Annotated in this window: 20 protein-coding genes; 12 read left to right on the top strand and 8 right to left on the bottom strand. The window is 71.2% G+C overall.

Translation table 11 applies throughout. From position 1 onward, the window contains the following. Nucleotides 1-226: 226 nt before the first annotated feature. Nucleotides 227-487 (bottom strand): DUF397 domain-containing protein, encoded by a 261-nt coding sequence (locus EV375_RS28810; protein WP_130302819.1) that lies wholly within the window; start codon nucleotides 485-487, stop codon nucleotides 227-229. Next, complete coding sequence (locus tag EV375_RS28805; RefSeq protein ID WP_130302818.1) at nucleotides 484-1,326, bottom strand: Scr1 family TA system antitoxin-like transcriptional regulator; 843 nt, start codon at nucleotides 1,324-1,326, stop codon at nucleotides 484-486. The genes EV375_RS28810 and EV375_RS28805 overlap by 4 nt, the downstream gene beginning before the upstream one ends. Nucleotides 1,327-1,481: 155 nt before the next feature. On the opposite strand from EV375_RS28805, the gene EV375_RS28800 reads away from it, so the two are divergent. Together EV375_RS28800 and EV375_RS28795 are read left to right on the top strand one after the other, a co-directional pair. After that, a complete protein-coding gene (locus EV375_RS28800) occupies nucleotides 1,482-1,952 on the top strand; it encodes an ATP-binding protein (RefSeq protein ID WP_486588864.1) in 471 nt (156 codons plus the stop codon). A 500-nt stretch (nucleotides 1,953-2,452) separates the two neighbouring features. Then, nucleotides 2,453-3,373 (top strand): NADP-dependent oxidoreductase, encoded by a 921-nt coding sequence (locus EV375_RS28795; RefSeq protein WP_207228510.1) that lies wholly within the window; start codon nucleotides 2,453-2,455, stop codon nucleotides 3,371-3,373. A 98-nt stretch (nucleotides 3,374-3,471) separates the two neighbouring features. On the opposite strand, the gene EV375_RS28790 is transcribed toward EV375_RS28795, so the two are convergent. Continuing rightward, nucleotides 3,472-4,494, bottom strand: coding sequence for a TAXI family TRAP transporter solute-binding subunit (locus EV375_RS28790; protein ID WP_130302816.1), 1,023 nt, complete (start codon nucleotides 4,492-4,494; stop codon nucleotides 3,472-3,474). 76 nt (nucleotides 4,495-4,570) lie between these two features. Beyond that, nucleotides 4,571-5,161 (bottom strand): TetR/AcrR family transcriptional regulator, encoded by a 591-nt coding sequence (locus tag EV375_RS28785; protein ID WP_130302815.1) that lies wholly within the window; start codon nucleotides 5,159-5,161, stop codon nucleotides 4,571-4,573. A 169-nt stretch (nucleotides 5,162-5,330) separates the two neighbouring features. Between EV375_RS28785 and EV375_RS28780 the strand changes: the two genes are divergently transcribed. The 3 genes from EV375_RS28780 to EV375_RS28770 all read left to right on the top strand — a co-directional run bounded on the left by EV375_RS28780 (nucleotide 5,331) and on the right by EV375_RS28770 (nucleotide 8,799). Next, nucleotides 5,331-6,236, top strand: coding sequence for an oxidoreductase (locus EV375_RS28780; protein WP_130302814.1), 906 nt, complete (start codon nucleotides 5,331-5,333; stop codon nucleotides 6,234-6,236). Nucleotides 6,237-6,361: 125 nt separating this feature from the next. Further along, on the top strand, nucleotides 6,362-7,876 hold the full coding sequence (gene miaB, locus EV375_RS28775; protein ID WP_130302813.1) for a tRNA (N6-isopentenyl adenosine(37)-C2)-methylthiotransferase MiaB: 1,515 nt from the start codon (nucleotides 6,362-6,364) through the stop codon (nucleotides 7,874-7,876). Between the two features lie 203 nt (nucleotides 7,877-8,079). After that, the gene (locus EV375_RS28770; protein ID WP_130302812.1) at nucleotides 8,080-8,799 is read left to right on the top strand and encodes a class III extradiol dioxygenase subunit B-like domain-containing protein; all 720 of its coding nucleotides are present in this window, start codon (nucleotides 8,080-8,082) and stop codon (nucleotides 8,797-8,799) included. A 129-nt stretch (nucleotides 8,800-8,928) separates the two neighbouring features. On the opposite strand, the gene EV375_RS28765 is transcribed toward EV375_RS28770, so the two are convergent. Both EV375_RS28765 and EV375_RS28760 read right to left on the bottom strand, forming a co-directional pair. Further along, the gene (locus EV375_RS28765; protein ID WP_130302811.1) at nucleotides 8,929-9,168 is read right to left on the bottom strand and encodes an antitoxin; all 240 of its coding nucleotides are present in this window, start codon (nucleotides 9,166-9,168) and stop codon (nucleotides 8,929-8,931) included. 41 nt (nucleotides 9,169-9,209) lie between these two features. Then, complete coding sequence (locus tag EV375_RS28760; protein WP_130302810.1) at nucleotides 9,210-9,434, bottom strand: hypothetical protein; 225 nt, start codon at nucleotides 9,432-9,434, stop codon at nucleotides 9,210-9,212. A gap of 243 nt (nucleotides 9,435-9,677) precedes the next feature. Here EV375_RS28760 and miaA point away from each other — a divergent pair, with 243 nt between their 5' ends. After that, entirely contained in the window at nucleotides 9,678-10,625 is a 948-nt protein-coding gene (gene miaA / locus EV375_RS28755) for a tRNA (adenosine(37)-N6)-dimethylallyltransferase MiaA (RefSeq protein ID WP_130302958.1), read from the top strand. Nucleotides 10,626-10,916: 291 nt separating this feature from the next. Next, nucleotides 10,917-11,237 (top strand): ANTAR domain-containing protein, encoded by a 321-nt coding sequence (locus EV375_RS28750; RefSeq protein WP_486588863.1) that lies wholly within the window; start codon nucleotides 10,917-10,919, stop codon nucleotides 11,235-11,237. A gap of 93 nt (nucleotides 11,238-11,330) precedes the next feature. Here EV375_RS28750 and EV375_RS28745 read toward each other — a convergent pair whose 3' ends face one another. Beyond that, on the bottom strand, nucleotides 11,331-12,563 hold the full coding sequence (locus EV375_RS28745; protein ID WP_130302808.1) for a phospholipase D-like domain-containing protein: 1,233 nt from the start codon (nucleotides 12,561-12,563) through the stop codon (nucleotides 11,331-11,333). A gap of 871 nt (nucleotides 12,564-13,434) precedes the next feature. Here EV375_RS28745 and EV375_RS30040 point away from each other — a divergent pair. Beyond that, nucleotides 13,435-13,563: an LPFR motif small protein gene (locus tag EV375_RS30040; protein ID WP_486586794.1), complete on the top strand. Its 129-nt coding sequence runs from the start codon at nucleotides 13,435-13,437 to the stop codon at nucleotides 13,561-13,563. 210 nt (nucleotides 13,564-13,773) lie between these two features. Here the strand turns inward: EV375_RS30040 and EV375_RS28740 are convergent, their stop codons facing one another. Continuing rightward, entirely contained in the window at nucleotides 13,774-14,052 is a 279-nt protein-coding gene (locus EV375_RS28740) for an ANTAR domain-containing protein (protein ID WP_486588862.1), read from the bottom strand. A gap of 343 nt (nucleotides 14,053-14,395) precedes the next feature. On the opposite strand from EV375_RS28740, the gene EV375_RS28735 reads away from it, so the two are divergent. From EV375_RS28735 to EV375_RS28720, 4 genes are all read left to right on the top strand, one after another. After that, entirely contained in the window at nucleotides 14,396-15,031 is a 636-nt protein-coding gene (locus EV375_RS28735; RefSeq protein WP_486588861.1) for a hypothetical protein, read from the top strand. A 48-nt stretch (nucleotides 15,032-15,079) separates the two neighbouring features. Next, nucleotides 15,080-15,949: a diaminopimelate epimerase gene (gene dapF / locus EV375_RS28730; protein WP_130302807.1), complete on the top strand. Its 870-nt coding sequence runs from the start codon at nucleotides 15,080-15,082 to the stop codon at nucleotides 15,947-15,949. A 211-nt stretch (nucleotides 15,950-16,160) separates the two neighbouring features. Continuing rightward, entirely contained in the window at nucleotides 16,161-18,392 is a 2,232-nt protein-coding gene (locus EV375_RS28725) for an HD domain-containing protein (RefSeq protein WP_130302806.1), read from the top strand. Between the two features lie 109 nt (nucleotides 18,393-18,501). Beyond that, on the top strand, nucleotides 18,502-19,995 hold the full coding sequence (locus EV375_RS28720; protein ID WP_130302805.1) for a M1 family metallopeptidase: 1,494 nt from the start codon (nucleotides 18,502-18,504) through the stop codon (nucleotides 19,993-19,995). The last annotated feature ends 150 nt before the right edge of the window (nucleotides 19,996-20,145 follow it).

Genomic DNA, 20,145 nt, shown 5'->3' with positions numbered 1-20,145 from the left:
TCTCACAGGTCGTCCGGGAGCAGCTCGAACGCGGGGACGTGAGCAGGGCGAACGATGCTGAAGTGTTTCCGGTCCACGGTGCTCACCTGCTTCGCCTTCCACCGCTCTTACCGCTGTGGACAGTCGTAGGGCGCGAAAATCCATTGGGCCGGCGGGCTCACGATGAGTGGCTACTCCCGGCGGCGGGGACCGTTGATCACGTTGGTCGCAGCGACAGCGTGGTTGTTCAGCCCGTGGTCGCGTATTGGACGAAGGCGGCCCAGCCGGTACGGGGCACCGTGAGCCGGGGTCCCTCCGGGTCCTTGGAGTCCCGGATGTGCACGGCGGGCGTTGCGGCTGCGGCGACTTCGAGGCACTCGGCGCCTTCGCTGTCGCTGTAGCTGCTCTTGCGCCAGGCGACTTCCAGGCAGTTGTTGCCTTCTGCGTCGCTGTAGCTGCTCTTGATCCAGTTCAGCTCCGAGGCGGACGCACGTTGTTCGTCGCTCATAGCTCCCCTGCCAACTGCTCGATCAGACGCGCCGACTCCTGGGTATTCAGAGCCTGCATGCGGATGATGCCATGTCGTTGGGCGTATACCCGCACTGCTGTGTGATCGGTGATGATGCTGCTCACGCCCTGCGACTCGGTGTGAGCAACCACGCGTCCATCCGTCGTCTCCAACAGCGTGATTGGACCGAACGAGCCGTTGTGCTCCCAACGCTCAGTCGGCATGACCTGCACGGAGACATTGCGCAGACGGCTTCGGTCCAGCAGCCGGTGCAGTTGCTCCCTCATAACGGTGCGGCCCCCGACGGGGCGCCGCAGGGCGGCTTCCTCAATCACGAAGCCGATAACCAAGGCGGCTTCGCCTTCCAAGATGGCTTGGCGAGCCAATCGGGCGGTCACGCGGTCTTCGACCGTTGATTCGCTCAAGGGAGGACAGCGGCCGCTGACCAGAGCGCGTGCGTAACTGGCCGTTTGCAATAGCCCTGGAATCGTCAACGGCTCGTATGCGTAGATGCTGACCGCGTCCTGCTCCCATAGAGCGAAGTCGCGGAAGCCTGCGGGTAGTCGAGCCCGCTCGACGTCCTCCTGAACCGCCTTCAGCAACCCGCCCGCGTCCAGCACCCGCTCCGCCCCGTCGATGAACTGCGGCTTCGGCGCTCGCCGTCCCCGCTCGACGGACGAGACCAAGTCGACGCCGTAGCCGATCCGTTCGCCCAGTTCGGCCTGTGTCAGTCCCGCCCGTTCCCGCAGGAACTTGATCTGCCTGCCGATCGCCTTCAGCAGCGGATCGACGGCGTCTCCGGCCTCCGTCCGCTGCGCTGCGTGTTCGCCCTCGGTCATGCGGCGCCACCCCCTTCGTGCCCGTACTCAACGGAGGTACGGCGGCTCCGTCACTGCTGACGCGGGGTACAGCCCCGCTGAGGCTTCGGTACGGGAGCACCTCGTACCGGCCGACCCCCTCGACCGATTATGTCCGGGCGGACACCCTCTGTGATGTGAAAACCGAGATCGCCCCGACCGAAATCAGCGCTCCCGTCCACGAGTTCGCGCAGTTGTTCAGTTCGACTCCCCGCGGCGCCCGGCTCGCCCGTCTGATGGGTACCGAGCAACTGGCGGCGTGGGGCTGGCCGTACGACGACGAGGTCTCCCGGACCGGCACGCTGCTCATCGCGGAGCTGGCCGCCAACGCCGCCACTCACGGGTGCCTGCCGGGACGCAGCTTCCGGCTGCGCCTGCTGACCGGTCCGGGACTGCTGCTGCCCGCCACCCTCCGCATCGAAGTCGCCGACGCACAGGGCGAGTTCAGTGCTATAGCGCCCGAGTCGACGATGCCGGTGGACGCCGAGTCGGGCCGCGGCCTTCTGCTCGTCGACTCGCTCGCGCACAGCTGGGGAGTCTCGCCGAGAGACCCGTCGGGTAAGACGGTGTGGGCCGAGCTGAGTCTGAGTGCGACCGGTGGTCTCTGAGTGCCGTGGTCGCCGGACAGCGAGTACGGCGGCTGCCGGGTCCGGAGCTGGTGGCCGTGAAGGCGGCCGATGCAGGGCGCGGAAGTCGACGGAAAGTGCTTACAGCTGGAGCCTGGGTGTAAGCATTCTCCTCCGCTCCTTCATGGGACAGCGTGGAGAGCCTGGCCATCAGCCCGGGGGGCGGGCTCGTCGCGACCACGGCGCGGGAGGCCAAGGTGCGCATGTGGAAGGTCCCGAAGGCCGGTTGGGCCGAGGGGCAGGGGCGCGCGGCCGGGCGCCCGCGCGAACCGCAGGGTCGTCGAACGAACTTGTGCGCGTCCGAGCTGTCACACCCGGAGGGGTCGCCTCGTCTCCCTTGTGTGACGCAGAACCGGCGACGAAGAAGCACGCCCGGACGGGTGGGATCGGTCGTGCGGAACGGCATGGATACGCCTGCGCCCGCTGTCGTCCTGAGTGTGTACGGGCTGTGAGTTCGAGTCCCCCTACCGGTAAGGACCTGTATGCAGGCCATCACTGTTCGAGACCGTGAAGCCGGTCTTGCCGGCATGTCCTTGACGGAGATGCCCTACCCCCATGCGGCCGAGAACGACGTCATCGTGCGCGTGCACGCCGCGGGCTTCACCCCTGGAGAGCTGGACTGGCCCGGCACGTGGTCCGATCGCGCGGGCCGCGACCGGACGCCGAGCGTGCCCGGACATGAGCTGTCCGGTGTCGTCGTGGAGCTGGGGTACGGCACCACCGGACTGAGCGTCGGCCAGCGGGTGTTCGGCCTGACCGACTGGGCCCGCAACGGCACCCTCGCCGAGTACACCGCGGTGGAGGCGCGCAACCTCGCCCCGCTCCCGGCGGACGTCGACCACACCGTGGCCGCCGCGCTGCCGATTTCCGGACTGACCGCCTGGCAGGGCCTGTTCGACCACGGCCGCCTTGCCGCAGGCCGGACCGTTCTGATCCACGGTGCTGCGGGGGGCGTCGGCTCGATCGCGGTCCAGCTCGCCCGCGAGGCCGGCGCCCGCGTCATCGGTACCGGCCGGGCCCACGACCGGGAGAGGGCACTCGCACTCGGGGTCGACACCTTCATCGACCTGCAGTCCGAGAAGCTGGAGGACGCCGGCGAGGTCGACGTGGTGTTCGACGTGATCGGCGGCGGCATTCTCGACCGCTCGGCCGCCATGGTCCGGGCCTGGGGCACGCTCGTCACCATCGCCATGCCGCCCACGGTCCGGCCCATGGACGGGCGGGCCGTCTTCTTCGTCGTCGAACCCGACCGCGCCCGGCTCACCGATCTCGCCACGCGGCTGAGGGACGGCCGGCTCAAGCCGGTCGTCGGTGCTGTGCGGCCGCTCGCGGAAGCACCCGTCGCGTTCGCCCCCGGCACGCGCACCCCGGGCAAGACGATCATCCGTATCGCGGAAGACTGAACAGGAGGCGCAGCGGCCTGGCAGCGCGAAGCGAACGGGGGGTTGGACGCGACGTCGAACGGGGACGGGCGCGACGGGCGCCAAGTGTCCCCGCGCCCCTACGGCTTGACGGACCTGTAGAAGTGCTGGGCGCCCTTGTGCAGGGGCAGCGGTGCCGTGTAGATCGCGGTGCGCCGGTCGACCTTCTGCGCCGCGTGGACCTTCTCGCCGATCTGGTCGCGGCTGTTGAGCGCCGCCCGCGTCATGCCCTCGGTGAGGGCGGTGTCCGTACGGTCCGTGGTGACCAGCAGGTTGGCCACTGCCACGGTGTCGACGGGCTCGCCCTGCTGAATGGCCGGGTAGGCGTCGGGCGGCATCACGGCGGCGCGGTAGTGGCGCGTCTCGGGTTCGAGGGCGTGGAGCTCCTCCACCAGATCGCCGAGCTGTACGAGCTGGATGTTGGTTTTCGCCGACAGGTTCTCGATGGCGGCGGTCGGCAGGCCACCGGACCAGAAGAATGCGTCGATCTTGCCCTTCTCCAGCAGGTCGGGCATGCGGTCGATCCCCTGGCGCACGGCTTGCACGTCCTTGTCGACGTCCAGACCGGCCGCCCGCAGCAGCCTTCCCGCGATGAGGTTCACCCCCGACCGCTTCTGACCGACGCCGACCCGCATCCCCTTGAGGTCCTTGGCGCTGCGCACACCCGAACCGGCCGGGACGACGAGCTGCAGGTAGTCGTCGTACAGCCGCGCGCACGCGCGCAGACGGCCGGCGCCCGGTTCCTTGCGGTCGCGGTACGTGGCGACCGCGTCCGAGGCGGCGATGGTGAAGGAGGCCTTGCCGGAGGTCACCAGGTCGAGGTTCTGCACCGAGCCCTGGCTGCTGCGCAACCGCAGCCGCACATCGGGCAGTTCGCGGTGAAGACGGTCCTGGAGGAGCGAGCCGTAGCGCGCGTACACGCCCGTGGGTACGCCGGTGGCGAAGGTGACGGTGCCGCTGGGGGCGGCGCTGCCGCCGGGAACCAGCCACCACGCCAGCACCCCGAGCACGGCGACCACAGCCGTGGCCGCGCGCAGCAGGTGCCGTCTGCCCATGCGCAGGCTGCCGCTCAGGCGGCGCGCTGTACGTCGGAGCCTCACCATGGACGGTGATCGTGCCAGGCACCGGCCCCGGACGCGAGGCCGGGGCCACGGCGCAGGGAGACAGGGCCGGCGGCTCTCATCGTCGCCGCAGCCCGTGCAGCAGTTTCTCGACGGCGTCGGGTACGACGGCTTCCAGTTCCTGGCCGTCGAGCATGCCGCCGTTGGCCATGGCCGTCAGCCCGTGGAGCGTCGCGAGTGCCAGCAGGGCGAGGTGTTCGGGGTCGCCGGGCACGAGTTCCCCCGACTCCTGTGCGGCGGAGATCACCTCGAGTGAGACGGCGAACGCCCGCTCCGCCGCGGCGCGCACGGACTCGGCACCCTCGCGGTGCTTGCCGGTGTACATCAGCTCCAGCAGGGCCGGGTGCCGCGTGGCGAAGCGGACGTATGCGCGAGCGAGGGCCTGCAACCGGGCGGTGCATTCCGGCTCGGCGTCCCGCACGGCGGCGTCGAGGTCCTGGCCGAGGCGTACGAAACCGTCCTCGGCGAGCGCGTCGAGCAGCGCCTGCCGGTCGCCGAAGTGGCGCCGGGGCGCGGCGTGGCTGACGCCGGTCTCGCGGGCGAGCTCGCGGAGGGAGAGGGCGGCGACGCCGCGCTCGCGCACCGTTGCCTCGGCCCGCTCGAGGAGCGCGGCGCGGAGGTTTCCGTGGTGGTAGGAGCCGGCGCGCATGGCGGCAGGGTACTCGACCGCCCGAGGTCGGCCCAGGTCAGTCCGGGTAGCCCGGCAGCTCGCCGGGCTGCGTCCGGAATCCGGGGTGGGGCGCCCCGGGCGGCCCCGCGGAACGCGGGTCGGTGGCCGGGATTGACGGCCGATGTTGTCGGTGACTACATTCTCGGTCATGACTACATCACGATGGACGGCACAGCAGCTCCCCGATCTCTCCGGACGCACAGTCGTCGTGACCGGAGCCAACAGCGGCCTCGGCCTCGTCGCAGCGCGGGAGGCGGCCCGCGCCGGAGCGCACGTCGTCCTCGCCGTACGGGACACGGCCCGCGGCGAGGCCGCCGCGGCCACGCTGCGGGGCAGCACCGAGGTGCGGCGGCTCGACCTCGCCGACCTGGCCTCCGTGCGCGCCTTCGCCGAGAACTGGCAGGGCACGCTCGACGTCCTGGTGAACAACGCCGGCGTGATGGCGATACCCGAGCGCCGCACGGCCGACGGCTTCGAGATGCAGCTCGGCACCAACCACCTCGGCCACTTCGCCCTCACCAACCTCCTGCTGCCGCACATCACCGGCCGCGTCGTGACCGTCTCCTCCATGGCGCACCGCACCGGCCGCATCGCCTTCGACGACCTCAACTCCCACGGCGGGTACAACCGTTGGCGCGCCTACGGGCAGTCCAAGCTCGCCAACCTCCTCTTCACCGCCGAACTCGCCCGGCGGCTGGAATCGGTGGCCTCGCGGGTCACGGCGCACGCCGCCCACCCCGGGTACTCGGCGACCAACCTCCAGGGCCACACGACGAACAAGGCCGAGAAGGCGTTCATGGCCATCGCGAACCGGCTCGTCGCGCAGCGGGACGAGATGGGCGCGCTGCCGACGCTCTACGCAGCCACCCAGCCGCTGCCGAGCGGCAGTTACACCGGACCCGGCGGTTTCATGGAGAGCCGCGGACACCCGGCACCGGCCCGCAGGAGCGCCGCGGCGAAGAACGCGCGCGACGCCGAGCGCCTCTGGAGCCTGTCCGAGAGCCTCACCGGCGTGGCGTTCCCGCTCACCTCCGCACCTTCGGGACGCGCCTGAGCCGAGGTCCGGGTTGGCGGTGCGGACGGGCCGGCTTCCGCGTACGGGGCGATGCGCGGGGGAGCGGGCCGCCCCGGCTGCGGGGGGCGTGCGCCGCGCCCGAGCGCGTACCCTGTTCGACTGAGATGACTGCGAAGACTTATGAGCTGCGGACGTTCGGCTGCCAGATGAACGTCCACGACAGCGAGCGGATGGCCGGCCTGCTGGAGGAGGCGGGCTACGTGCGCGCGCCCGAGGGCGCGGACGGCGGCGACGGCGGGGCCCCCGCGGACCTGGTCGTCTTCAACACGTGCGCGGTGCGGGAGAACGCCGACAACCGCCTCTACGGCAACCTCGGTCAGCTCGCGCCGAAGAAGGCCGCGCGGCCCGGCATGCAGATCGCGGTCGGCGGCTGCCTGGCGCAGAAGGACCGCGAGACCATCGTGAAGAAGGCCCCCTGGGTCGACGTCGTCTTCGGCACGCACAACGTCGGCAAGCTGCCTGTCCTCCTGGAGCGGGCCCGCGTCCAGGAGGAGGCGCAGGTCGAGATCGCCGAGTCGCTGGAGGCGTTCCCCTCGACACTGCCGACGCGCCGCGAGAGCGCGTACGCGGCCTGGGTCTCCGTCTCCGTCGGGTGCAACAACACCTGCACGTTCTGCATCGTCCCGCAGCTGCGCGGCAAGGAGAAGGACCGCAGGCCGGGCGACATCCTCGCCGAGGTCGAGGCGCTGGTTTCCGAGGGCGTCACCGAGATCACGCTGCTCGGGCAGAACGTCAACGCGTACGGGGCGGACATCGGCGACCGCGAAGCGTTCAGCAAGCTGCTCCGAGCCTGCGGACGCATCGAGGGACTGGAGCGCGTGCGCTTCACTTCCCCGCACCCGCGCGACTTCACCGACGATGTGATCGAGGCGATGGCCGAGACGCCGAACGTGATGCCGCAGCTCCACATGCCCCTGCAGTCCGGCTCCTCTCGGGTGCTGAAGGCGATGCGGCGCTCCTACCGGCAGGAGCGCTTCCTGAGCATCATCGAGAAGGTCCGTGCGGCCATGCCGCACGCGGCGATCTCCACGGACATCATCGTCGGCTTCCCCGGCGAGACCGAGGAGGACTTCGAGGAGACGATGCACGTCGTGCGCGAGGCGCGCTTCGCGCAGGCCTTCACGTTCCAGTACAGCAAGCGGCCCGGGACGCCCGCCGCCGAGATGGACGGGCAGATCCCGAAGAAGACCGTGCAGCAGCGGTACGAACGCCTCGTCGCACTCCAGGAGGAAATCTCCTGGGAGGAGAACAAGAAGCAGGTCGGACGCACCCTCGAACTCCTCGTCGCCGAGGGGGAGGGACGCAAGGACGAGGCCACCAGGCGGCTTTCCGGACGGGCCCCCGACAACCGGCTCGTGCACTTCGCCCGGCCCGCCGAGCAGGTGCGCCCCGGTGACATGGTCACCGTCGAGGTGACCTACGCGGCCCCCCACCACCTGCTGGCCGAGGTCCCGCCCACCGCCGTGCGCCGCACACGTGCCGGCGACGCCTGGGAGGCGCGCCATGCCGCGCCGGACGCGGCGGCCGGGAAGCAGGGCGTGATGCTGGGCCTGCCCACGGTCGGAGCGCCTGAGCCGGAACCCGCCGACGCCGGGGGCAGCGGCTGCCGCGTCTGCTGATGCCCCCGGCGGTGCCGTGCGGGACCGCCGGTTCCGCTGGGAAGTCAGGACGCAGAGCGCCGCGCCGGGGTCGCGCCCCGACGAGCGGCTGACCCCTGTGCAAAGCCTTCGGGGAACAACGCCGGCGGGCGGCGCGCACGGACCGCGCACGAAGTTTCATCGCGCGGTTACGCAGAGCGACTCACGCCGTTAAGCTGCGCGCCATGCTTGTCGCCGCCGCCACATGCCCCAGCCCGCCCCTGCTCGTCCCCGAGGTCGCCGGAGGCGCGGCCCACGAGATGGACGCCGCCCGCACGGCGTGCGACGAGGTTCTCGGCGCCCTCGCAGAGGCACGCCCCGACCGTCTCGTCGTCGTCGGCCCGGCGGAGCAGTCCGCGCGTGGCACGCACCCGCAGGGAGCGCGAGGTTCCTTCCGCGGTTTCGGCGTGGACATGGAGGTCTCCCTCGGCAAGGGAGAGCCCCCCGCCGACGCCCGCCCGCTCCCGTCGTCCCTGGCCGTCGGCGCGTGGCTGCTGGACCGCGAGGGATGGACAGCCGCACCGGTGGAAGGCCTCGGCGTCGGCGAACCGCTCAGCCGCGTGCGGTGCGAGGAGACCGGGCGTCAACTCGCAGCCGGTACCGAACGGGTGGCTCTTCTGGTGATGGGTGACGGCTCCAACTGCCGTACGGTCAAGGCCCCCGGCTACTTCGACGAACGAGCCACGGCCTTCGACGCCGAGGCGGCCCGCGCCCTGGGCACCGCGGACGCCGACGCCCTGCTGGCGCTGGACGAGGAACTCGCGTACGAGCTGAACGCGTCGGGCCGCTCCTGCTGGCAAGTGCTGGCCGGCGCGGCGGCCGGGGGCGGCAGTGCGCTGCGTGGGCGGCTGCTCTACGACGAAGCCCCTTACGGAGTGGGCTACTTCGTCACGAGCTGGACCTGACATGTGACGTGACGTTTGTGGGCGTGCCCCCCCGGCCGGAACTCCGGCGGGGGGGCACGCCCACACTTGCACTCGCGGCCGGCCGGGCCCGGCCGGCTCACCACCGGCGGCCGGCCGGGGCCGGCACGGTCAGGAACCGCCCCGGGGGCCCCCGCTGCCGCCGCCCTGGGGGCCGCTGCCCTGGGAGCCGCCGCCCTCACGGCCGTACTTCTCGGTCTGCTCCTTCGCCTTCTGGCTGCTGGACCGGATCTTCTCGCTGTACTTGCCCTTCGTCTTGGAGTCGGCCATGTCCGCGGCCTTGTCGATGCCCTTGGACACCTTGTGGCCGTGCTGGCCCAGCATCCCCTTGACCTTGTCCATGAGACCCATGGCGGCCACCTTCCTTCCGTCCGGTGCGCCTCTGAGGCGGTTCAGTTGCGGGCGTCGTCCGCGGCTTCGCTGTCGGCTGCGCCCTCGGCCGATTGCTGCTTCGGGATGCCGACGTCTTCCGGCTCGTCCCCGCCTCCGGCAGCCGCCGAGACCTCCTGTTCCTTCGCCTTCCCGCCCGCTGCGGCTTCCCCAGCGGGGGCGGCGCCGGCGGCCGGTTTCCGGGGTGGACCGGAAGAACGCCGCAGAAGCCGTGCAAAGACGCCCATATCTCTACTCCTGACCTTACTGACATAGCTGCGATCCGGCGCACCGGGAAAGAGTGCCGCTCCCCGCCTGCGGCGGAACGGGCGCCGGAAATCGGGCTTGGGGCCCTCGCAACAGGCAACGAAACCGCAGGGCCGCCGTCACGTCGCTCGTTCGGGTCCGGAGGGGCGCGAGAGGTTTGGGACACTGGCGGCGTGAATGCCGCAGACCCGTCCCCGGTCCCCCCAGCCGCGCCCGGCGGGCCCCTGACCTCATCGTCCCGCCGCGGCGCCGTCCCGCCCGTCGTCGCAGTCGTCGGGCCCACCGCCGCCGGCAAGTCCGACCTCGGTGTCGCGCTCGCCCGCCACCTCGGCGGAGAGGTGATCAACGCGGACTCGATGCAGCTCTACCGCGGCATGGACATCGGCACGGCCAAGCTGACGCGGCGCGAGCGTGAGGGAGTGCCGCACCACCTCCTGGACATCTGGGACGTCACGGTCGCGGCCAGCGTCGCCGAGTACCAGAGGCTCGCCCGCACCGAGATAGAGCGGCTGCGCACCGCGGGACGCGTCCCGGTCCTGGTGGGCGGCTCCGGACTGTACGTACGGGGCGCCATCGACGCCATGGACTTCCCCGGAACCGATCCGGCCGTGCGGGCCCGCCTGGAGGACGAGCTCGAGGCCGAGGGCTCAGGGGCCCTGCACGGGCGCCTGGCCGCCGCGGACCCGCAGGCCGCGCGCGCGATTCTGCCGAGCAACGGGCGCCGCGTCGTGCGCGCCCTCGAAGTCATCGAGATCACCGGCCGTCCCTTCACCGCGAATCTGCCGGGGCACGAGGCGGTGTACGAGACGGTCCAGCTCGGAGTCGACGTGGCCCGCCCGGAGCTCGACGAGCGGATCACCGCACGCGTCGGGCGGATGTGGGAGGCGGGCCTCGTGGAGGAGGTGCGCGAACTGGAGGCGGCCGGGCTGCGCACGGGGCGTACGGCATCGCGTGCGCTGGGCTATCAGCAGATCCTCGCGATGCTCGCCGGCGAGTGCAGCGAGCAGGACGCACGCGAGGAGACCGTGCGTGCAACGAAACGCTTCGCACGCCGGCAGGACTCGTGGTTCCGCCGCGACCCGCGCGTGCACTGGCTCAGCGGCGCCGCGGAGGACCGGCCCGAACTGACCGGCAAGGCACTGGAGTTGCTGGAGCAGGCGGTCACGGCCTGACCGCAGGCACGGTTCCGGTCGGGTCCGCTCTGCGGCCAGGCCCGCGCGCGGTCCCGCCCCGCCAGTCAACGGGGCGGCCGGGCCGGGGAATCGGGGTGGAAAGCGGAGTCACCCCGGGGCGGCTCGGGCGGTCGTGGACAGAACGGTCTCGCCTTTGAGACGGTCGAGTACATGTTGTCCGGTAAGAAGGATCTGTCGGAACACCCAGGTGAACGCTCACCGCCCGTACCCCGTCAGGCAAGGCGGCACCCGCGGGAGGCCGCCCAGACTCAGCAGCACCGCCGGTCCCGCGTGGAAGGACCGGAGTCCGCGCCGCACGACCGCCAGAGGCAGTCAGCGCGGGAGCAGCAGCTGGAGCGGGAGGTCGACCAGCTCCACCAGGCAATGGAGCATCGTGCGGCGATCGACCAGGCCCGCGGCATGATCATGGCCTGGCAGGCATGCTCCAGCGAAGCGGCATGGCAAGTCCTCGTCGAGGTCTCCCAGAACACCAACACCAAGCTCCGCGACGTCGCCACCACGCTGGTGTCCACGTCCAGCGGTGGCTCGATGCCGACGGACCAGCGCCGTCAACTCACCGCCGCATTCCGCCGGATGGACACCGGCACCTGACGGGCCGCGCGTCGCATCCGGAAACTTCCGTGGTGCCCTCTGCCGGGCGGGCGCGCTCAGGGGCAGGCGAACCGTGCCGGGCTTCTTACGCGTTCACATGAACCGGCGGATGGGCGAGACCGCGGCCTCCCTCAGCCGCTGCGCCGCCGGGCGCTTCTTCCAGCGGCCTCGCTGCATCCGCTCACTGACCTCGAGGTCCTGCTCGAAGTGCTCATCGAGCCGGGCGGTAAAGGTCTCATCGAGCACGGCGAGCATGACTTCCTCGTCGTGGTCGAGCGAACGGCGGTTGAAGTTGGTCGAGCCCAGGAGCGAGGCCACCCGGTCGACCGTGATGACCTTCGCGTGCATCATCGTCGGCTGGTACTCCCAGATCCGCACCACGCAGTCGAGGAGTTCCTCGTAGTGCTGCTGGCCGGTCAGCCGGGACACCCGCTTGTCCGAGTGCGGGCCGGGAAGCAGGATGTCCACCTCCACGCCCCGCCGGGCGACGTCGCAGAGCAGACCGATGAAGTACGGGTCGGGGGCGAAGTAGGCCGTCGCGATGCGGACGCGCTCCTGCGCCGACTCGAGAACGACGCGCAGGAGGGTCTGCATGTCCTGCCAGCCGAAGCTGGCGGAGCCGCGCACCACCTGGATCACCGCGTCGCCCTGGGGCTGCAGTTCGATGAAGCGGTCGCGTTCGTCGAAGAGTTCGTCGTGGCACTCGGCCCAGTTCTGTGCGAAGGCGGCCGCGATCCCGTCCACGGCCGGTCCGCGGACCTCGGCGTGGGTGTCCCTCCACTCGTTCTCGTTGCGGGCGTCGCCGCACCACTCCTGGGCGATTCCGACGCCGCCGGTGAAGGCGATGCTTTCGTCCACGACCAGCACCTTGCGGTGGCAGCGGTGGTTCTGCTTGAACGGCGACGACCACATCGGCTTGCGGAACCAGGCAACTTGGGCGCCGGCCCGGTCCATCATCTCCAGCAGATTCTGTTCGATCGGTCTGCTGCCGAAGCCGTCCAGCAGCACCCTGACCCGAAGGCCGTTGCGGGCCCGGTCCGCCAGCGCCTCGGCGAACCGCCGTGCGATGTCACCGCGCCAGTAGACGAAGGTCATCATGTCCACGGTGTGCTCCGCGGCCCGGATACGGGCCAGCATCGCTTCGAAGATCTGATCTCCGTTGCGCAGCGGCACAAGGGCGTTCCCTTCGGTGGCGGCGATGCCGATGAGGCGCTCCAGCCGCCGCCGTATGCGCTGCCGCTTCTCCTCGCCGGACGCGGAAGCCGTCTCCGGTGGCTGCGGGCCGCGCCGGGGCGGGGGCTGATGCGGGTCTTGCGCGGTTGTCATGGTCACCTGCCGGTCAGGAACGGTGGGTCGCGGGCACGGCTCCGAGATGCCCGAAGCGTGTTCCGCCGAGCGGACTGCACCCAGCGGCGATATCGGGAGGTACCCCAGGTGAGCCACTCCCATCCACGGCCGGGCTGCCGGTTCTCCCGGCCGGGATGCAGGTGCCCGGGGTGGGCAGCCATATGTCAGTCGATGATTCGGGGGTGCCCCGTGTTCGTCGGAGTCGTCGTGGTCGTGTGCGTGATCCTGGCCGCACCGGCCATCCTGCTGCCGCGCTTCTCCCACCGTCCCCGTGGAGCACAGTGCGCCGTCTCCGCGCGACGTCGGAACCACCGCCGCCCGTACGGTCCGGTCCGGGCGACAGCCATGGGCCATGTGTGAACTGCCGTGTGCGGGCTACGCAGATGGTGCGTCGTCGCGTGGCCCGGGCCAGGTGACGGCGAAGACCCCACTCGGTTCGGAGCGCAGCCGGTGGGGTCGGCCCGTCACAGGACGACCCGCTGCGGGGAGCGCGAGCCGCTGATCACCTGGTGGATCACTTCGCAGGTGTACCGGAACTCCGTCCATGCCGGACTTCACGGGGAAGATCACCCGGCGTTCACCGCCTCGACAGTCAGTTGGTACGCCGGTCACCTCCCCACGGGTTCGGTGCAGCCTCGCCGCCGGCTCACCTCCACACAGGGCGGTGGGGGAGGAAGCAGCTGTGTCAGGCATCTCTGCGTCGCCGTGCACCCCGCCGACTCCGGCGTCGCCCGGCAGAAGCGCCCCGCGACGTTTCGTCCGGCCGCTCCGGGCAACTCAGCCACCGGCCGTTCGGCGCCTGTCGTGCGGCTTCGTACCTCAGACCGGCCAACTGAACGGAGAACCGGACATGTTCAAGGCAATCGCAGACGTTCTGCGCACCATCGGCGGCGCCGTCGCCACCGTCGTCACGCTCCCCTTCCGCCTTGTGGCGCGTCTCTTCGGCGGAGTCTCCGACAGCGCCCACGGCAGGCACTGAGCACACCGCCGTGGGCCGGCGGTTGAGCGGCGGAGACGGCGCTGATGATCACCCGGCGCCGCTGCCTTCCGCTCAACACGGCTTGCTGCGCGGCTGGTTCCGGTCGAGGCGTGGCACCTCACGCGCCGCGCAGCTCGAACCGCTCCGGGTCCGCCCGGCGCACAGGCCGCGGGCCGGGCCCGCGCGGCCGGGGAGCTTCGGCGGCCGGGGCTACGGGGACCTCAACTGCTTCAGCGCGGCTTCGATCACGGAGCGCAGGCGCGCGTCCACGACGCCTTCCTGCGTGCTCGCCACGATCTCCTCCGCAACCGAGTTGAGCTTGGTGTTGGAGTGCTGCGAGACGGTCACGAGCACCGTCCACGCGTCGTCGGGGGTGAGGCTGTACGCAGCCATGAGTACGCCCTTGGCCTGATCGATGACGGGCCGGGTCTCCATCGCCTTCCGCAGCTGCTCCAGCTCCACGGACTCATCCGCCGCCTCACCAGACACGGCCGCCCTCGCTCCTCTCGTGCCGTCGACGCATCCACCGATGCCCAGCTTCACGAAAGCCTATACACAGCACATATGGCATGGGTATGGCGTCGATCTCAGGCTCGCCCCCGGGGCCTCCGGACCGTGGAACGGTGCCCGCCGCGACGGCCTGAAACGACCTGCCACAACCGGGCGGGAGCGACCCTGTCCCGGAGCTGCCGCATCGCTCCTGAACCGCTGAACGCCCGGTCACAGCCTGATCACGTGATGGCATCGGGACGTCCTGGACGTCCGCCGTGGCCATTCCGGCGTGCCATCATCGACCATCGTTCGGAGCCTGCAGTTGTAGTTGGGAGGGCGGGTGGCGATGGAGGCCGGCCCTCGTGACAATGAGGAGACCGCTGTCGACGAGGTTGAGCGCGCCGGGTCCGCGGGGGGACGCATCGACGATCTCCCGGGCCTCGACGGCAGCACTCGGGGCGTGCCCCACGGCAACGGTGACTCCGCGGCCGACCGCTCTGGTGGGGCACCGGACGTGAGCGACGGTCCGGACACCGCCGACGCTGGCCTCGCGGACGACCTGGACATCGACGACGGGCCCGACGCGGCCGACGACCTGGACGGCTCCGACGTACCCCCCGAGGCCCGGGACGCCGACGTGGAGGCGCAGGACCTGCGTCCCCCCCGCAAGTTCCGGGTGTGGCAGCTCGCCCCCATCGTGGTGCTGAGCGCCCTCGGCTCGCTGATGTTCGCCTTCCCCCTCGCCTTCGAGCCGGGCGGCGGCACGGGCGCGGTCGTCTCCATGCTGGGGCTCCTGATCTGCGGCTGCGCGGCAGGCTGGGCCGTGGTGGCCGCCCGCCGCGTCGGGCTGTCCTGGCCGGGGCTGCCCGCCCCGGAGTCGGACGAGCGCCCGGACTGGCGGATCGTCGCCCTGTACGCCGTGGTCGTGGGGACCGTGGTGGTGCTCGCTATCTGGCGTGTGGCCAGGCTGCGCTGACCCGGCGTGCCCGGGTCGGGTGCGCCCCGCTCCCGTACGATCGTCAGTATGAGCAGCGCACAGCCCGTGCCGTTCCTCAAGGGGCACGGCACCGAGAACGACTTCGTGATCCTCCCCGACCCTGATGGACTCCTCGAGCTGTCCCCGGGGACGGTCGCCCGGCTGTGCGACCGGCGGGCCGGGATCGGCGGCGACGGGCTGCTGCACGTCGTGCGCTCCGCGGCGCACCCGGAGGCCCGGGAGATGGCGGACGACGCGGAGTGGTTCATGGACTACCGCAACGCCGACGGCTCGGTCGCCGAGATGTGCGGCAACGGCGTGCGCGTCTTCGTCCGGCATCTGGAGCGTGCCGGGCTGGTCAAGCCGGGGGAGGTGGCTGTCGCGACCCGCGCGGGCGTGAAGCGCACACACCTCGCCGAGGACGGCTCGGGCGTCACAGTCTCCATGGGCGCGGCTGCGCTGCCCGGGGGCGACGTGACGGTGCGTGTGGGCGATCGCAGCTGGTCCGCTGTGCACGTGAACATGGGAAATCCGCACGCGGTCGCCTTCGTCGGCGAACTCACGGACGCCGGGCGGCTGTTGGACGCCCCGGACGTGCAGCCCGCGTCGGCGTACCCCACGGGCACGAACGTCGAGTTCGTCGTGGACCGCGGGGTGCGGCACGTCGCGATGCGCGTGCACGAGCGCGGTTCCGGCGAGACGCGTTCGTGCGGAACCGGGGCGTGCGCCGTGATGGTCGCCGCGGCGCGTCGCGACGGCGTGGACCCGGCGGCCGACGGCGAGGACGCGACGTACACGGTGGACGTGCCCGGCGGCACGCTCGTGATCACCGAACTGGCCGACGGCGGCATCGAGATGACGGGGCCCGCGGTGATCGTCGCCGAGGGCACCCTCGACCCGGAGTGGCTGCGGGCGTGAGCGCGTAGCCGGCGCACCGTGTCCGTTCCCCTGCTCTCCTGGCGGGCATTCAGGAGCGTCACCCTCAACTTGCCAGCCTCCAAACGTCCCTCGGACGGGTGATCCGTTTCACGCTGGGCGGGACCGGGACATCAGCGTGTGCTGGGGTCGGTACCATCACAGGCCCGGGCCTGACCGGGGCGTTGCTTCGACGCGAACAGCGGGAGGTGCCATGAGGAGTCTGCGAAGGCTCAGCCGCGCGGCCCTGCTGGGGCAGGCACCGCGGCGCGACGGCCTCCCCGATGCCATGGAGCACGTCGCCAAGGTTCACCGCGCACACCATCCCGGGGCCGATCTCGGGGCACTGCGCCGTGCGTACGTCCTCGCGGAGTCCTCGCACCGCGGACAGATGCGCAAGAGCGGCGAGCCCTACATCACGCACCCGCTGGCGGTGACGTTGCTGCTGGCCCAACTCGGCGCTGAGACGACCACGTTGACGGCTTCTTTGCTGCACGACACCGTCGAGGACACGGACGTGACGCTGGAGCAGGTGCGCAAGGAGTTCGGCGAGGAGGTCGCTTATCTCGTCGACGGCGTCACCAAGCTGGAGAAGGTGGACTACGGCGCGGCAGCGGAGCCGGAGACCTTCCGCAAGATGCTCGTGGCGACGGGCAACGACGTCCGGGTGATGTCGATCAAGCTGGCGGACCGGCTGCACAACATGCGCACGCTCGGAGTCATGCGCCCCGAGAAGCAGGTACGCATCGCCAAGATCACCCGTGACGTGCTGATTCCGCTCGCCGAACGGCTCGGCGTTCAGGCGCTCAAGAGCGAGCTGGAAGACCTCACCTTCGCCATCCTGCACCCCGAAGAGCACGCTTTAGCCCGGGAGTTGATCGCGGAGCACACCCGGGAGCCCGATCCGCTCACCGGCGTCGCGACGTCCGTGCGGCGGCTGCTGCGCGAGGCGGACATCGCCGCCCAGGTCCTGATCCGGCCGCGTCACACCGTCTCCGTTCACCGACTGCGTCTCAAACGGGGCGAGTTGGGCCCGTGCGACTTCGGCAGGCTGCTGATCCTGGTCGAGGAGCACGCCGACTGCTACGCGGTCCTCGGTGAACTGCACACCTGCTTCACGCCGCTCGTCGCGGAGTTCAAGGACTTCATCGCCGCCCCCAAGTTCAACCTGTACCGCTCACTGCACACCGCGTTCGCCGACGAGGAGGGCCGTGTCGCCGAAGTCCTCGTACGCACACGGCAGATGCACCGCGTCGCCGAGGCCGGCGTGATCGCGCTGGGTGACCCCCACCGCGCGTCGCAGAGCGGCGACGGCGAGAGCGGCGCCGAGCCGGGAGGCCCCGGCTGGCTGTCGAGGCTGCTGGAGTGGCAGAGCCACGCCACCGACACCGAGACCTTCTGGGCGGAGCTCCACGACGAGCTGGCGCAGGACGGGGAGATCACCGTCTACTGCGCCTCCCCCGGAGCGCCGCCCGCGGCAGGAGGCGGAGCCCTTCCGCTGCCCGCGGGTGCGACGTGCGTCGACGCGGCCTACGCGCGGTACGGCGAGGCGGCGCACCGCTGCATCGGCGCCCGCGTGAACGGGCGGCTGACCGCCCTGAGCACCGTCCTGCGGGACGGTGACGCCGTGCAGCTGTTCATGGAGCCCGTTGCGGCGTCGGTGCCGTCCGGTCCCTCGCCGGAGTGGCTGGACCACGCGCGTACACCGGCTGCGCGCATCGCCATCAGACAGTGGCTCGCGGCCCATCCACCGGTCCAGGAACCGGAGTTGGCCCCGGCGGGTGGGGCGGGCGCCGCCGAGGTGCCGGGCCGCGGCGACGAAACACGCCCCCGGAGCTCCGCCGGCGCGGGGCCTTCGGCGTCCGGGCGCGTCGGCGGCGCCTCGTCCGAACGAGGTGGCGCCGCCGTGGACGCGCACACCGACGGGAGTGCGGGCCTGCGCACGGCCCGGCGCAGGGCGTGGGGCGGGGGAGCGCCGGTCGCCGAGGCCGCCGCTTCCGTCGTCGTGGAGGAGCCCCACTCCCTTGTGCGGCTGGCGGGCTGCTGCACGCCCGTGCCGCCCGACAGCGTCACCGGATTCGCCGTGCGCGGCGGCACTGTCACCGTTCACCGCGACAGCTGCCACTCGGTGGCCCGCATGACGGCCACCGGGCGGCGGTCGGTGCCCGTGCGCTGGGAGCAGGGCGCGTCCGGGTGCCGGGTGACGCTGCGCGCCGAGGCACTGGGCCGCACGCACCTGCTGGCGGACCTGACGGAGATCATCGCGGCACAGGGCGCCACCGTCGTCTCCGCCGAGGTCGAGCCGCCCCGTGAGCAGCGGGTGCTGCACACCTACACGCTGCAACTCCCGGACGCCGCCGGGCTGCCCGCCCTGATGCGCGCCATGCGCGGCGTCCCCGGCGTCTACGACGTCACGCGGGCCGCACGCCCGCTGCCGGCCCGCTGAAGGGCCGTCCTCGTCCCGGTCACGGGCTTCGCGGTTCTTTCGGGTGGGGCGGGGACGGGGCCTGTTGTGGCGCCCCGGCAGCCGACCAGGCTGCTGATAGCACTAATGCATGGTCGACTCCTCCCCCGCAGTGAACAGGCCTGCTCAGACCCCTGCCACCAGCCCTGTCATCCGATCCCGCGCCCGTGTCTCCGCGGCGGTCGCCTGCGCGGTCCTGGCGCTCGTCGCTGCCGGGGCGCCGGTGCCGAAACCGCTCGGCGTGGACGACCGGCTCTTCCCCCACCTGGGCAATCCCGGGTACGACGTGCGCGCCTACGACATCTCCTTCCGCTGCGGAAAGATCAACACCGAGCCGCTCGACGCCCGAACAGTCATCGACGCCGAGGTCACCGCCCGGGACGGACTCACGCGCTTCAACCTCGACTTCAGCTCCGGCAAAGTGTCCTCCGTCAGCGTCGGCGGACGTCCCGCGCGGTACGAGCGTGCCGGCGAGGACCTCGTCGTGACGCCTGCCGAGAAGCTGCGCAAGGGTGAGCGCATGCGCGTCGTCGTCCGTCACACGAGCCCGACGGCGGGGTCCTCGGACAGCGGCTGGGTACGCACCCGTGACGGCCTGGTCATGGCCAACCAGGCCGACGCCGCACACCGCGTCTTCCCCGGCAACGACCACCCCTCGGACAAGGCCCGCTTCACCTTCCGTGTCACGGCCCCCAGCCACCTGACCGTGGTCGCGGGCGGAAAGCTCCGCGACAAGGTGCGCAGCGGGAAGAACACCCGGTGGACCTACCGCGTCGCACGTCCCATGGCGACCGCGCTCACCCAGGTCTCCATCGGCGACTCCTACGTACGCCGCGCGAAGGGCCCCCACGGACTGCCGCTGCGGGACGTGGTGCCGCGGGACCAGCGGGAGGAACTGCGGCCGTGGCTGGAGAAGACCCCCGGCCAGCTGAAGTGGCTGGAGCGGCGCCTCGGCCCGTACCCCTTCGAGAACTACGGGCTGCTGGTGGCCGACGCCGACCTCGGATTCGCCATGGAGACCCAGACGCTCTCGCTGTTCGCGAAGCCGTTCTTCACCGCGGGCCGGACGCTCTCCTGGTACAAGGAAGGGGTCATGGTGCACGAGCTCGCGCACCAGTGGCTCGGCAACAGCGTGACCCCCGAGAGCTGGGACGACCTGTGGCTGAACGAGGGGCACGCCACCTGGTACGAGTGGCTCTACGGTGCCGAGAAGGGCGGTACGCCGCTGGTCGACCGCGCGCGCCAGGCGTACGAGAAGTCCGACGGCTGGCGCAGGAGTTACGGGCCTCCGGCGAAGCTGACCGCGCCCCGGCCGGGCAGCAGGACAGACATCTTCCGCAAGAGTGTCTACGACGGCGCCGCGGTCGCGCTCTACGCGCTGCGCGAGAAGATCGGCAACGAGGACTTCGCGAGGCTTCAGCGTGAATGGATCACTCAGCACCGCGACGGAAACGCCTCCACCGCCGACTTCATCCGGCTTGCCAACGCGGTCGCCAAGAAGGACCTGAGCGATTTCCTCGAGGACTGGCTGTACGGGGCGAAGACCCCGCCGATGCCGGGCCACCCGGACTGGCGCAGCTCCTGACCGCCGGGCCGCACCGGACCGCACCGGGCCCGCCGAGGGCCCGGGGCGTTCCGGTGCGGTGCGGCGCAAATCCGGATGACCGCGCGGAGCGCGCGTGCCACTATTTCTGCCGGCGCTGGATGCGCTTCGCGGGGCCGGAGGCGGGAATCT

The organism is Streptomyces sp. CNZ301 (assembly GCF_004217425.1).
The sequence above is the reverse complement of the archived record's forward strand: the minus strand, read 5'-3'. Positions and strand labels throughout refer to the sequence as shown.

Bases quoted from the DNA above. Each gene is read 5' to 3' on its own strand.
- EV375_RS28785 (WP_130302815.1), bottom strand. From the start codon at position 5,161: ATGCGCGCCGGCTCCTACCACCACGGAAACCTCCGCGCCGCGCTCCTC.
- EV375_RS28805 (WP_130302818.1), bottom strand. From the start codon at position 1,326: ATGACCGAGGGCGAACACGCAGCGCAGCGGACGGAGGCCGGAGACGCC.
- EV375_RS28790 (WP_130302816.1), bottom strand. From the start codon at position 4,494: ATGGTGAGGCTCCGACGTACAGCGCGCCGCCTGAGCGGCAGCCTGCGC.
- EV375_RS28795 (WP_207228510.1), top strand. From the start codon at position 2,453: ATGCAGGCCATCACTGTTCGAGACCGTGAAGCCGGTCTTGCCGGCATG.
- EV375_RS28725 (WP_130302806.1), top strand. From the start codon at position 16,161: ATGAGGAGTCTGCGAAGGCTCAGCCGCGCGGCCCTGCTGGGGCAGGCA.
- EV375_RS28810 (WP_130302819.1), bottom strand. From the start codon at position 487: ATGAGCGACGAACAACGTGCGTCCGCCTCGGAGCTGAACTGGATCAAG.
- EV375_RS28780 (WP_130302814.1), top strand. From the start codon at position 5,331: ATGACTACATCACGATGGACGGCACAGCAGCTCCCCGATCTCTCCGGA.
- EV375_RS28760 (WP_130302810.1), bottom strand. From the start codon at position 9,434: ATGGGCGTCTTTGCACGGCTTCTGCGGCGTTCTTCCGGTCCACCCCGG.
- miaB (WP_130302813.1), top strand. From the start codon at position 6,362: ATGACTGCGAAGACTTATGAGCTGCGGACGTTCGGCTGCCAGATGAAC.
- EV375_RS28745 (WP_130302808.1), bottom strand. From the start codon at position 12,563: ATGACAACCGCGCAAGACCCGCATCAGCCCCCGCCCCGGCGCGGCCCG.
- EV375_RS28770 (WP_130302812.1), top strand. From the start codon at position 8,080: ATGCTTGTCGCCGCCGCCACATGCCCCAGCCCGCCCCTGCTCGTCCCC.
- EV375_RS28765 (WP_130302811.1), bottom strand. From the start codon at position 9,168: ATGGGTCTCATGGACAAGGTCAAGGGGATGCTGGGCCAGCACGGCCAC.
- EV375_RS28720 (WP_130302805.1), top strand. From the start codon at position 18,502: ATGGTCGACTCCTCCCCCGCAGTGAACAGGCCTGCTCAGACCCCTGCC.
- dapF (WP_130302807.1), top strand. From the start codon at position 15,080: ATGAGCAGCGCACAGCCCGTGCCGTTCCTCAAGGGGCACGGCACCGAG.
- EV375_RS30040 (WP_486586794.1), top strand. From the start codon at position 13,435: ATGTTCAAGGCAATCGCAGACGTTCTGCGCACCATCGGCGGCGCCGTC.